The sequence below is a fragment of the Brevibacterium album DSM 18261 genome, assembly GCF_000426445.1.
Taxonomy (GTDB): domain Bacteria; phylum Actinomycetota; class Actinomycetes; order Actinomycetales; family Brevibacteriaceae; genus Brevibacterium; species Brevibacterium album.
In genome coordinates this window covers 364,300-377,021 of sequence record NZ_KE384526.1, presented here as the reverse complement: position 1 = coordinate 377,021, position 12,722 = coordinate 364,300, and the positions used below count along the sequence as shown (strand labels likewise).

10 protein-coding genes are annotated in these 12,722 nt (G+C 70.2%); 2 read left to right on the top strand and 8 right to left on the bottom strand.

All coding sequences use genetic code 11. From position 1 onward, the window contains the following. Window positions 1-92: 92 nt before the first annotated feature. From K318_RS22410 to pdxA, 7 genes are all read right to left on the bottom strand, one after another. The gene (locus K318_RS22410) at window positions 93-1,580 is read right to left on the bottom strand and encodes an aldehyde dehydrogenase family protein (RefSeq protein WP_051298089.1); all 1,488 of its coding nucleotides are present in this window, start codon (window positions 1,578-1,580) and stop codon (window positions 93-95) included. Then, window positions 1,573-2,478 (bottom strand): dihydrodipicolinate synthase family protein, encoded by a 906-nt coding sequence (locus K318_RS0115380; protein WP_029090134.1) that lies wholly within the window; start codon window positions 2,476-2,478, stop codon window positions 1,573-1,575. Before K318_RS0115380 ends, K318_RS22410 begins: the two co-directional genes overlap by 8 nt. A 124-nt stretch (window positions 2,479-2,602) precedes the next feature. Continuing rightward, window positions 2,603-3,937, bottom strand: a complete 1,335-nt coding sequence (locus K318_RS0115375; RefSeq protein ID WP_029090133.1) for a TRAP transporter large permease — start codon at window positions 3,935-3,937, stop codon at window positions 2,603-2,605. Continuing rightward, entirely contained in the window at window positions 3,934-4,515 is a 582-nt protein-coding gene (locus K318_RS23935; protein WP_051298088.1) for a TRAP transporter small permease, read from the bottom strand. Before K318_RS23935 ends, K318_RS0115375 begins: the two co-directional genes overlap by 4 nt. Beyond that, a complete protein-coding gene (gene dctP / locus K318_RS0115365; protein ID WP_029090132.1) occupies window positions 4,512-5,567 on the bottom strand; it encodes a TRAP transporter substrate-binding protein DctP in 1,056 nt (351 codons plus the stop codon). Before dctP ends, K318_RS23935 begins: the two co-directional genes overlap by 4 nt. 260 nt (window positions 5,568-5,827) lie before the next feature. After that, window positions 5,828-6,619, bottom strand: coding sequence for a DeoR/GlpR family DNA-binding transcription regulator (locus K318_RS0115360; protein ID WP_029090131.1), 792 nt, complete (start codon window positions 6,617-6,619; stop codon window positions 5,828-5,830). A 120-nt stretch (window positions 6,620-6,739) separates the two neighbouring features. After that, entirely contained in the window at window positions 6,740-9,274 is a 2,535-nt protein-coding gene (pdxA, locus tag K318_RS0115355) for a 4-hydroxythreonine-4-phosphate dehydrogenase PdxA (RefSeq protein WP_029090130.1), read from the bottom strand. A 135-nt stretch (window positions 9,275-9,409) separates the two neighbouring features. On the opposite strand from pdxA, the gene K318_RS0115350 reads away from it, so the two are divergent. Beyond that, window positions 9,410-10,390 carry an aldo/keto reductase gene (locus K318_RS0115350; RefSeq protein ID WP_029090129.1) on the top strand — a complete coding sequence of 327 codons (981 nt, stop codon included), beginning with the start codon at window positions 9,410-9,412 and terminating at the stop codon, window positions 10,388-10,390. A 20-nt stretch (window positions 10,391-10,410) separates the two neighbouring features. Then, window positions 10,411-11,304: a dihydrodipicolinate synthase family protein gene (locus K318_RS0115345; protein ID WP_029090128.1), complete on the top strand. Its 894-nt coding sequence runs from the start codon at window positions 10,411-10,413 to the stop codon at window positions 11,302-11,304. A 1-nt stretch (window position 11,305) separates the two neighbouring features. Here the strand turns inward: K318_RS0115345 and K318_RS22400 are convergent, their stop codons facing one another. Continuing rightward, the gene (locus tag K318_RS22400; RefSeq protein ID WP_156914067.1) at window positions 11,306-12,694 is read right to left on the bottom strand and encodes a sodium/glutamate symporter; all 1,389 of its coding nucleotides are present in this window, start codon (window positions 12,692-12,694) and stop codon (window positions 11,306-11,308) included. Window positions 12,695-12,722 lie beyond the last annotated feature (28 nt).

Genomic DNA, 12,722 nt, shown 5'->3' with positions numbered 1-12,722 from the left:
GGGGCGTGCAGGGCAGAGCCCACCGACCGCTCCGGCCCATGCGAGACGCCCCGCGCTGGGCCGAGGCGGTCGGCCTCGGCGGCAGCGGGGGGCTACCCCTGTGCGATCCAGACCGTCATGGCCTCCTGGTAGGCGTCCAGGGCCTCGGGACCGTTGTCCCTTCCCCAGAAGCCGGACTGCCGCATCCCGCCGAAGGGCGTTGCGACGGTCCCCTCACTGTAGCCATTGATCGCCAGGGTGCCCACGCGGATGCGATCCGCCCACCACCTCACCATCGCGAGGTCCTCGCACCAGACCGTCGACGCGAGGCCGTAGGGCTCGCCGTTGATCGCGCTGACGGCCTCCTCGCGGGACGAGACCCGCACCAGCTGCGTGACCGGACCGAAGATCTCGCCTGTGCCCAGACGGCTGTTCGCCGGCACGTCCGCCAGGATGGTCGGCGGGTACCAGGTGCCCCGCGCGGGCACGTCGGGAGCGCGGTGGAGTACTGTCGCGCCCAGTGAGACCGCCTCGTCGACCCAGTCCGCGATCCGCTCCTGGGCAGCGTCGTTGATGACCGGCCCCATGTCCGCGGCCTCGTCCAGCGGATCGCCCACGGTGATCCGCCCCGCTGCCGCGACCAGTGCGTCCCGGAACCGGACGAAGCGCTCCTCGTCGTCGCCCACGAAGATCACGCGGGAGGAGGCGGTGCAGTTCTGGCCGCTCGTGCCGAAGGCCGCCGCCACCGCATCGGCGGCGGCGGCCTCGAGGTCCGAGACGTGAGCATCGTCGACGATGTAGCCGGCACGGCCGCCCAGCTCCAGCGAGATCTTCTTGAGGTTGGATCGCGCGGATGCCTCCAGCAGCGCCCGTCCCACCGGTCCGGAGCCGGTGAAGCCGAGCGCGTCGACGTCGGGGTGGAGGCCCAGCGCCCGGCCGGCGACGGCCCCCGTGCCGGTGAGCACGTTGAGCACGCCGTGGGGGACTCCCGCCTCGGCCGCGAGCTCGGCGAAGCGGAGCGCGCTGAGGGTGGAGTCCTCGGAGGGCTTGAGGACGACGGCGTTCCCAGCCGCCAGTGCCGGAGCGACCTTCCAGCCGAGCATCGCGATGGGGAAGTTCCACGGCAGGATCGCCCCCACCACTCCGACCGGCACCTTCCGGACCCAGCCCCAGCCGGAGGCGTCCTGCAGGTAGCGGCCCTCGTCCCGGCCGCAGAGGTCTGCGAAGAAGCGCAGGTTCGCGGCCACGTCCCCCACGTCCTCGGCGAGACTGTCTCGGAACAGCTTCCCGGCCTCGACGGCGTCGAGGTAGGCGATGTCCTCCGCATGCTCCAGGACCAGGTCGGCGAGGCGGCGGAGGACCAGGGCGCGGTGCGGTCCGTCCTCGGCCCAGCCCCCGGCGGAGAACGCGCGGCAGGCTGCGGCCACGGCCTCGTCCACCTGCGCCTCCGAGGCCTCCCGGAGGCTCCCGATCACCTCGCCCGTGGCCGGGGAAACCAGATCGAGGGGAGCTCCCTCGCCCGTCACCCACTGCCCGTCGACGTGGAGGCCGCAGCCGCGTCCGATCAGGGCGTTCAGCGCGCCCCTGCTCTTCTCATGCATGGGCTCCCTCCCCTTCCATGCCTGCGATCGCGCTGAGCACGGACTCCACTTCGGCGGGAGAGGCGGTGGGGAGCGGGGGGCGCACCGGCCCCTGCTCGGCACCGCGGCGGCTCAGCGTCTGCTTGATGAGCGAGATGAAGGCGGAGCTCCCCTCGATCTGCGCGAGAGGCGAGGAGAGGCCGTTCCACAGGTCGAGGGCGGCTGCCCACTCGCCGTCGCGGCAGAGCTCCCACAGTCGCTGGCACTCGCGGGGCAGGAGCCAGGCCGAGGCCGCGACCCAGCCGCTCGCACCCTGGGTGAACCCCTCGAAGGCGATCCCGTCGGCACCCGCGAACACCTCGACGCTCTCGTCCAGGGCGTCCCGCAGCTCGCGAATCCGCGAGGCCTCACCCGAGGTCTCCTTCACGCTCCAGAACGCTCCCGTGTCCTGGAGAGCGGCGAGATGCTCGGGCCTGAGGTCCGTGCCCGTGGAATGGGGGTTGTTGTAGACCATCACCGGAAGCTCAGAGGCGGACATCACCGCGCGGAGGGCTGCGACTGCGGCATCCGGCTCCAGGCCCCCGTAGAAGGGCGGAGTGATCATCGCCGCGTCCGCGCCCCAGCTCTTCGCCTGTGCGATGAGCGCGGTCATCTCCGCAGGGGAGTAGGCCATGCAGCCGACGACCACGTGGGCCCGTCCTGCCACGGCCTCCACCACGGCGCGGATCTGTGCCTCGCGCTCCTCACTGCTCAGGGCCAGCGCCTCGCCCGTGGCGCCCAGGCACAGGAAGCCGCCGACGCCCGCCTCCAGGGCGCGGTCGATGCCGGTGAGCAGCACCTTGATGCTCTGCTCTCCGTCCGCATCGAACGGGGTGGTCGGCACGGCGAAGACGCCGCGCATGGTCTGCTCATCCGGCATGGGAGCTCTCTTTCTCTGCAGTGTTCTCTGTCTCTGGTCTCAGTGCGGTTCCACGGCGCCGGCGATGATCGCCCGACGCCTTCGGCTGTTCGGCAGCCGGGGGTGTGCGTCTCCGGAGCGGGGGCTATTCGAGGAGGCCGGGGAACCACGTCAGCAGCCCCGGGAAGACGACGCAGAGGACCACGAACAGGATCTGCAGTCCGATGAAGGGCAGCGTCGCCCGGTAGATGTGGCCGATGGTGATCGCCTTCGCGGTGATGCTCTTGAGGTAGAAGATCGCGAAGCCGAACGGCGGGGTCAGATAGGCCGTCTGGAGGAGCACCATGAAGAGCAGCGCCCACCACAGCGAGTCGAAGCCCTGGGCGATGATGATGGGTGTGAGGATCGGCGCGGCCAGCAGGATCACCGCCATCGTTTCCAGGAACATTCCCAGGACGAACAGGAACAGCACTGCGAAGATCAGCACGCCCCATCGCCCGCCCGGCGCCATCTCCGCAGTCTGGATCATGAGCGCTTGACCGCCCACGCCGGCGAACACCGCGCTGAATGCGGCTGCGCCTGCGAGGATCCACACGATCATGCCGGTGGTCTTGGTCGCAGACCAGCAGGTGTCTCTCAGCGTCCGCCAGTCCAGTCCGCCGGAGAGGGCGGCCAGGGCGAGCGTTCCGATGACGCCGATCACCGCGCCTTCCGTGGGCGTAGCGGTGCCGGAGAGGATCGTGCCGAGGACGACAGTGATGAGGACCCCCGGAAGGATGAGCCCGCGCAGTACGCGGCCCGGGCTCACATGCGGTTTCGCCTCCTGCTCCCCGCTCGTGGGGGCGCCCTCCGGTTTGGGGAAGGTTCCCGGCCGCAGAATGCCGAGGACCACGATGAAGACGACGTAGAGTGCGGCCAGCAGGATACCGGCGGAGAGGCCGCCGGCGAAGAGGCTCGCGACGGAGACGCCGGTGATCGCGCCGAACACCACCATGTTGAGGCTGGGCGGGATCAGCTGTCCCAGCGTGCCGCCGGCCATGACGGCCCCCAGGGCGATCCCGCGGCGATAACGGTACTTGAGCATCTGCGGCAGGGCGATGAGGCCGAGGCCGATGACTCCCGCCGCCACGACGCCGGAGATCGCGCCGAGGATGGCACCGACGACGATTGCCGCGATCGCCAGACCGCCCCGCAGCTTCCAGCTGATCCGGTAGAGGACGTCGAAGAGCTCCTCGACGATCTTGGACTTCTCCAGCAGCACGGACATCAGGATGAACAGGGGGATGGCGACGAGGGTGAAGTTGTTGATGGAGCCGAACACCCCGGAGACGATGAGGGGCATCCCGCTGGTGCCCCACGCGAGGAGGCAGAATCCTGCGGCGACCCCGAACAGCGAGAAGGCCACGGGGACGCCGAGCGCGAGGAGGACGAACAGCGCCAGGAACATCCCGGCGGGGAGGAGATCGATGAGGAGCGTCACCTCGGCTCACCTCCGGTCCGTGGGGAGGGGCCCGAGGCTGGGGCATCTGTCGGAGCCGTGGCTGCGGCAGTTCCCCTGTCGGACGGCTCCTCGGACTCGGCGGCGATGTCCTCGGCGACCGTGCGCGGCAGGCGGAACAGCTGACGCAGCGACTCCGCGAGGAGCAGCAGTCCGCCCAGCGGGATCATCCAGCGGAACCACCAGATCTCCGGATCGAACGTGGTCTGGAATATCGACCGCTCGCGGATCCGGGTCGACTCGTAGGCGGTGAGCGAACCCTGCACGACGAGGGTCACCGCGACGGCCGCGATGACGAGCAGGGCGATCCCCCTGAGGGCGGTCCTGGTGAGGATGCCGGATCTGCGCGGGATGATGTCCACCGCCACGTGCTCCCGGTCGCGGAGGACCTGGCCTCCGGCCAGCAGCGCGGAGATGCCGAAGAGGAAGATGGACACCTCGAACGGCCAGCTCAGAGCCTGACCGGAGGCGCGAGAGACGACATTGACGAGGACGACGATCACCAGCGCGGGGAGCAGCGCTGCGCTCACGGCCGTGGCGATCAGCTGGAGTCTCTTCATCGGTCCGACCCTCCGTTCTCCTCGACGGCAGCGGCGATGGCCTCGGCCTCGTGGTCGTAGCCCAGCTCGCGGAGAACCTTCGTGTACTCGTTCACGTACCTCAGAGAGCGGTCGCTGCCGTGGGCGAACTCGCCCAGCCATTCGAAGGCGATGAGCCGGGCCTCGGCCACGTCCTCGGCGGGGAGCTCGACGGTCTCCACACCTGCGTCCGCCCAGATCTGCGCGGCCTCCTCGTTGGCCTCGGCGTACTCGCTCGCACCCGCCTGCCGGGTGGCCTCCTGCGCGGTGAGGACGGCCTGCTGGTAGGAGGCGGGCAGCGAGTCCCATGCCTTCTCGTTGATGATGAGATCCTTGTCCGATGTGGGCCCCGTGTGCAGGACGGGCTCGATGAGGTAGTCGGTGACCTCGTGCAGGCCCATCTCCGCGTTGACCAAGTGGTCGTTGAACTCCGCGCCGTCCACGGTGCCCAGCTGCAGGGCCGTGTAGAGCTCGGGCGGGGCGATCGAGACGGCGTTGGCACCGAGGCGGTCGAAGTACAGCCCTGCGACGCCGGTGGCGCGCAGATTCAGCCCGGCGAAGTCGTCGAGGGAGTCGATCCGCGCATCGGACATGAATATCTCCGTGGGGCCGTAGTCGAATGCCCCCAGGTACTCGATGCCCGAATCCTCGTAGACCTCCCGGAAGATCGGCTCGAGTGCCTCGCTGCGGGTGTAATGCTCCTCCGCGGTCTGCAGCGGGTCGCCGGGGATGCTCGCGAGGTTGAAGACCGGATCCTTGTTCGTCCAGTACCCGGAGAAGACCGCGGCCGCCTGCACTGTGCCGGTCGCGACGTTGTCGTAGGTCTCCGTGATGGGGAAGAGGGTGCCGCCGCCGAAATGCTCGATGACGAACTTCCCGTCGGTCTCCTCCGCCACCTTCTCCGCGAAGAGCGGGATCGTGCTGTCGTACCGCGAGGTGCCGGGCACCTGGTGGGTCACGATCCGCCAGCGCAGCTCCTCACCGTCCTCGGCGGTCTGGTTCAGCAGGCCTGTGCTGCAGCCGGTGACCAGCATCAGGGATGCTCCCACGGCGGCGAGCGCGCGTGGTCCGGCTGGGAGTCTGTGCAGTGACAAGGAGTCCTCGCTTTCCGTGCTGACGCTGGACGTCAGTGGAAACGAGACTATGAACGGGAGAGGCGGCTCACAATGGCCGGTTCTCCAGGGCAGCGTGCAGAACTGCACATGCACGCCTGCTGGGCGTGGGAGTGCAGAGGTGAGGAGACGCAGGCGGGCGGCGGGTTCGGAGCTGCTGCGCGGGGCGGGTGAGCGGACCCTCAGCCGTCGGTGGCGACCGCCTGACCGTCGTGATCCACGCGGATGACGGCGATGCCGCGGTCCGTGAACTGAGCGGTCTGCTCCTGCGTCGCGGAGTCGTCGGTGACGAGCGTCCAGCCGGGGCCCAGATCCGCCCAGGCGTGGAAGGGGCTGCGCCCCAGCTTCTCGGCATGCGCGACGACGTACACGCGTTCGGCGCGGCGGCTCATGAGCTCCTTGAGCCGCACCTGCTGCAGCGATGCCTCGCACACGCCGTGCTCGGCTGTGACGGCGTCCGCGCCCAGGAAGGCCGCGTCGAAGGTGAGCTTCTCCAGCCCGGCCTCCGTGAGGGGGCCGACGAAGCCCTGGCTGATCTCCCGGTACTGCCCGCCCAGCAGCGTGACCTCGGTGTCGTCGAGCCCGGTGAGCTGCTGCAGCGGCGTCAGGCCCGTGGTGACCACGGAGAGCGGAGAGGTGTCGCGCAGCGCCCAGGCGATCTGCGCGGTGGTGGTGCCCGCATCGAGCAGGATCTGCGAGCCCGCGGTGACCTGCCGCGCGCACCACGCGCCCATGGAGCGCTTCGCCTCGGTAGCCTCGTGCGTGCGCTCCGCGAGCGGGCTCTCGTGATGCGCCGCCACGGCGATCACGCCCCCGTAGGTGCGCGCCAGGTCGCCAGCGGCGGTGAGCCGCGCGAGATCCCGGCGGATGGTCGAGGCCGTCACGCCCAGGGACTCGGCGAGGTCGTCCACGCTCAGCTCGCCCTGCGTGCGGGCCAGCCGGACGATCTCCTCGCGCCTCTCACCAGCGTTCATGTGTCACCTCAGCGGTTTCTCCCGGCCCTCGCGGGCATGGAACGGACGGGCACGCGCTCCGGACCCGCCGCGCCGTCCGGTGGAGGGACGGGCTGCGGCCGCTCCGGGGTCCGTCTGCGCTCAGACGGATGCGAGCGCGGCGGCCTGCCGCATGGCCTCGCTCATGCTTGCGGTGTCGACCTTACCCGTGCCCGCGATGTCGAAGGCGGTGCCGTGGTCCACGGAGGTCCGGATGACGGGCAGGCCGACCGTGATGTTCACGCCGGCCTCGATCCCGAGGACCTTGATGGGCCCGTGGCCCTGGTCGTGGTACATCGCCACTATGAGGTCATAGTCCCCTCGTCCTGCGAGGAAGAAGGCCGTGTCCGCGGGCAGGGGGCCGGCGGCGTGAATGCCGTCGGCACGCAGGGCCTCGAGTGCGGGCGTGATCTTCTCCGCCTCCTCGCCGTAGCCGAACAGTCCGTTCTCACCGGCGTGGGGATTGATGGCGCACACGCCGATCACCGGCTTCTCGATGCCCGCGCGCACCAGGGCCTCATGTCCGCGGCGCACCGTCCGCTCCACGAGCCCCGGCTCGATCTTCGCGATCGCGTCGATGAGGCCGATGTGCGTGGTCACGTGGATGACCCGCAGCCGGGGGGAGGAGAGCATCATGGACACCTCCTCGGTGCCGGTGAGTGCCGCGAGCATCTCCGTGTGGCCGGGGTAGCGGTGACCTGCGGCGTGGAGGGCCTCCTTGTTCAGCGGCGCGGTGCAGATGGCCTGCACCTCTCCGGACATGGCCAGCTCGGCGGCGCGTTCGATGTAGCGGAAGGCCGCATCGCCGGCGAGGGGAGAGAGCTCGCCCCAGGCCAGGTCCTCCGGCAGCAGGCCCAGATCGATGACATCGATGCGGCCAGCCGCCGCCTCGGCCTGCGCGGGGGAGTCGACCACCGAGATCTCGACCTCGCGCCCGAGGATAGCGGCGGCCTGACGCAGGCGCGCGGCATCTCCGATGACCACGGGATGGGCCGCCGCCAGCACGGTGGGATCGAGGCACGCGGCGATGCAGATCTCCGGGCCGACGCCGGCTCCGTCGCCCATGGTGACGGCGATGGTGGGAAGAGCGGACATGCGATCTCCTTCGCGGATGGCGGCAGCGGCGCTGCCGGAGGGGACGGAGGCGGGCGAGGCGGTGATCGGCCCGGTCATGCGGTCCGGGTGCGCCCGCTCCGCGGAGCGGGTCAGGGTCTGCGGCCGCCCGCGCAGCGCGCGGTGGATGAGGGTGAGGGAGTCGCGCTCGCCCTGGCCCCCGGGCCGGGTGACGACTCGGCCGAGGAGGCGGGGGCGAGGGCTCCCGGGTCCGGGGTGCCCCGGCGCCGAGGCCCCGGGGGCCGTCCGCACCTCGGAGAGCACCGCTCCCGGATGGATCTCGGCGAGGGCGAGGAGTGTGCTCACGCCCAGGCGGTCGAAGACGGCCCGTGCGGTCTCCCCTCCGGCCGCGGCGAGATGCACAGGCTCCCTGCGGGCCAGCACCGCTTCGACGAGGCGGGCGAGCTGCTCCGGCAGCAGCCGGGAATCCGCGGGCTCGCCGTCGTCCGTGAGCCGGAAGGCGAGGTCTCCCTCCGCCAGCCCTGCGGCCACCTGCGCACAGACCTCCTCGAACGCGCGCGGGTCCGTGCTCCAGCGCTGTGCATGCGCCGCCGGGACCTCGAGCACAGTGGTGCCGGTGTGTGCACGCAGATGCGCGATCTGGCCGTCCACGCGCCGTGCCGCCGTGCCGAGCACCATGAGGACGGGTGCCTGCTCCGACTGCCTGTGCTCCGGGGCCGCCGCTGCCGAGGCGGTCTGCGCTGTCTCCGCAGACCGCGCTGCCGTGTGCGCTTCGCCGCGGGCCTCCACGGTGGAGACGGCAGGTGACTCCGGGCCGGTGCCGGTGAGGGTCTCCGCACAGGCTCCGGCGCGGACCTCCTCGCGCACCTCGGCGACGGCCCGCGCGAGTGCCGCCGAGCCCACGAGGACGGCTCCGGCGGTGAGCGCCAGCCGTGCCAGGGCGCGCAGATCCTCTTCGGTCTCGGCGTCTGCGATGACCAGGCGCGCAGAGGTGAGACGGCGCATATCGGCGGAGGTGCGCACATCGTGCAGTGAGAGATGTGCGGTGGCTGTGCTGCAGAGCTCCGAGAGATGCCCAGGGGGAGTGCCGTCCTCCACATCCCAGGCGGGTGTCTGTACGAGGGGAACGCCGTCGACGAGGGGCACGCCGTCCACCACTGTGCGACCGTGCTGCGGGAGTGCGGGGGCGAACAGCACGGGGCCGGTCCCCGCGGCGAGGGCGGCGTCGATGTGCGCGGGCACGTTCCCGCGCAGCAGTGAGTCGACCTTCACGAGGACTGTGCGGGCGGGCGTGCCGCGGAAGGCGGTGAGCGCATCGAGGGTCCGCCGGCGTGCGGCGTCTGCCGAGAGGTGACGGCAGTCCAGGTCGATCGCGAGATCGGCGGTGTGCCGGCCGGAGCCGGAGCAGGGGATGTCATGGCCGGGCGCGTCCTCGCCCGCGGCATCGGCTCCGGCGGCGGTGCGGAGCAGGACCTGGACGGGGGCGCCGACGGTGACGGCAGCCTCGGCGGCGCCGCTGAGGTCGTCGGCAAGCACGAGGATCCCGGGAGGTGAGGGGAACATGGCACTCCTTGGGAGCCGGCCGGCGGAATGGCAACAGCCTGCCAGGTATGCGTGAAATGCGCAAGTAATTGCACGATACGCGCAAATGGGAGAGAATCGCCCCAGTTCGCCCGTTCGCGTCGATGAGGAGATCCCATGCCCGCAGACAGGAATCTGACGATCGAGGGGGCTCCCATGCCGCTCTCCCCGCTGGTGCTGGGCACCATGACGTTCGGCGACACCGTGGACGCGGTCGCGGCGCAGCAGGTGTTCGAGGCGGCGCTCGCTGCGGGCATCACCGGCATCGACACGGCCAACGGCTACGCGCGGGGCACCACCGAGGGCCTCATCGCCCCGTGGGTGAGGGCGCACCGGGAGGAGATCGTGCTGGCGACGAAGGCGGGCATGCCCCACGCGGACGCCGGTGAGAACTCTCCGCTGTCAGCCGCGGGGCTGCGTGCGAGCGTCGAGGGCTCCCTGCGTCGCCTGGACGTCGAGAGGATCGACCTCTTCTATCTGCATCAGCCGGACCGGGAGGCTCCGCTGTCGGAGACGCTCACGACGGTGGCGGAACTCCACGCCGAGGGCAGGATCGGGGCGCTGGGCATCTCCAACTACGCGGCCTGGCAAGCGGTCGATCTGCTCGCCGCCGCGGATGCGGCAGGGGCGCCGCGACCCGTCGTCGCGCAGAACGTCTACAGCATCCTCGCGCGCCGGATCGAGGACGAGTGGCTGGAGTGCGGCCGCACGCACGGCATCGCCACGATGGCATACAACCCGCTGGCCGGAGGGCTGCTGGCCAGGCGGCCCTCGACCTCGGGCGCGCCGGAGCGCTTCACCGGCTCCGTGCTCGCGCAGATGTACTCGCAGCGCTATCTCTCGGACTCCGTGACCACTGCCTGCGAGGCGCTGGCCGATGTGGCCGAGGAGGCCGGCATCCCGCGGGCGGAGCTCGCACTGCGCTGGGTCGCGGGTGCGGAGGGCGTGAGCTCGCTCCTGCTGGGCGCGAGCCGCGTCTCACAGCTCGAGTCCAATATCGCCGCGGTGGCCAAGGGGCCGCCGCCTGAGGACGTGCTCACGGCAGTCGATGCCGCAACCGCCCCGCTGCGGGGCTCCATGCCGCTCTACAACCGCTGAACCTCCACGGAAGGACCTCCATGACCGCACTCAACGGAATCCTCGCGGCGATCGCCACGGCGTTCGACGAGAACGAGCAGTTCGCGGAAGCCGCGATGCGCGTGCATGTGCGCAGACAGCTCGATGCCGGTGTGCACGGCATCTTCGCCCTGGGCACCAACGGCGAGTTCTACGCGCAGTCCGCGGCAGAGCGCGCCGAGGCGGCACGCGTGGTCGTCGACGAGGTGGCGGGCGCGGTGCCCGTGGTGATCGGAGCCGGCGCGATCACGACGCGTGAGACCGTCGCGATCGCACAGGACGCAGCTGCGGCCGGTGCGGATGCGCTGTCGATCATCACCCCGTACTTCGCGGCGGCCTCGCAGGCGGAGATCGAGAACCACTTCCGTGCCGTCGCCGGTGCCGTGGACGTTCCGGTCGTCGTCTACAACATTCCCGCACGCACGGGGGTGAATGTGGCTCCGGCGACGCTGGAGCGATTGGCGGAGGTGGAGAACATCGTCGCGGTGAAGGACTCCAGCGGCAATTTCGACACCATCCTGCAGTACCGCGAGCGCACGGACCGCGAGACGTTCTCCGTGATCTCCGGCAACGACTCGCTCATCCTCTGGACGCTGCTGGCCGGCGGCGCGGGTGGCATCAGCGGGATCGCGAACATCTACCCGGAGACCATGGCCTCGATCTACGACCGGTTCGTCGCCGGTGACATCGACGGGGCCCGGGCGGCGCAGGACAGCATCCGGCCCATCCGCAACTGCTTGGCGCTGGGCAATCCCAACACCGTGGTGAAGTATGCGGCGAACGTCCGCGGTGCGGCTGTGGGACCGGCGCGTGCGCCCTTCAACGCACTCTCCGCCGAGGCGCAGGCCCAGGTGCGCGAGACCATCGCGGCGGATCTGGAGCGCGGCCTGGGGTGAGTCAGGCGGGGGCGCCCGCTCCTGCCTCTGGACGGGCGGCGGCGGGCTTCCTCCATATGCCCGTCGCCTTCGCCGCCCCTATCATGACGAGACACAGCGCGAGGCAGGCCAGGCCGAGCCAGAGGTTGCCGATGTTCATGACCAGGACGGGGAACAGCGCAGTCACCAGGCCGCCCCCGACGAACGGACTGGCGAAAGGTGCTCGGAGTGCGAATCCCCGGAAGGCGTTCGTCTTCATCTCCGGATCGGCGGCGCGCAGCAGAAGCAGGCCCACGGAGGTGACACCGGTCATCGCCCCGAAATTCACGATGCTGTTCTCCACCCAGTGCTGAGGGAAGATGCGCGGGCCGATCCAGCAGAAGATTCCGACGCTGATGACCGCGACCACTACCGTGGCGATGAGCAGCGGAAGCCAGTTCGCGAAGATCACCGGCAGCGAGATCGTAGCCACCGCGGCGACGACCAGGAAGTCCAGTGCGATCCCCGCGATGGAGTTGAGCGTCGGCTTGTCCACGAGGGCGTAGGCCGGTGTCCGGGAGACGATGAGCTGCACCAGCAGGCCGCCCAGCATGGCCAGCGGAAACAGGGGGATGCCGGTGAGGAGCTGGTCCACTCCCCACTTCAGCAGGACACCGATGAGCACGGCCACGCCGATCAGGGAGACGTGGAAGGCGAGATTGTCCAGCGATCCCCGGCGCAGGCGGTTCGTGGAGTCCGTGCTGGCCTCGGCCGGCGGAAGGATGTCGGAGCCTGTGCTCGGACCCTGTGCCGCAGCGGAGGTGAGAAGTCCTCTGCGCGCTGCGAGGTTGAGGATGACCATCCCCGCGATGATGCCGAAGAGAAGGCCGACGGTCGCCGAGCTCAGCGAGAGGGAGCTGCCGTCCTCCCAGCCGAGCGAGCTGTAGGACTCCTCCATGCCGGCGGCCGTGCCGTGGCCGCCGGGCCAGGAGACCTCGAAGATGGTGGAGAAGAGCGGATTCGTGCCCATGAGCGGCTGGAGCACCAGATAGGTGAGGAGTGCCGGCACTCCCACCACGGCGAAGGTGCTGAAGTACCCGTAGAAGACGTGCGGTCCTGCCTCCTTCGCCGCTTCCCGGAACCCGGGGAGGTTCTGTCCGAGGAGCATGGGCGCGAAGACGATGGTGATGAGGACCCCGGCGAAGGAGGACCAGGTCGTATGCATCCCCGCGGGGACCAGGCCAAGTGCATGCGGACCGAGACCCAGGCCGACGGCGCCTCCCAGGAGGGCCGCTGGGATGAAATACCGCTTCAGGGCGGGTACCAGGGTCCTCAGCAGCAGTCCTACGAGCAGGAGTATGCCGAGGCCGCAGGCCGCCACGAGCAGGGACAGCAGAGCATCGCCGTCGAAACCGTCTGAGCTGAACATCATTGTTCTCCAGGTGTGAGGTGGGAAGTCT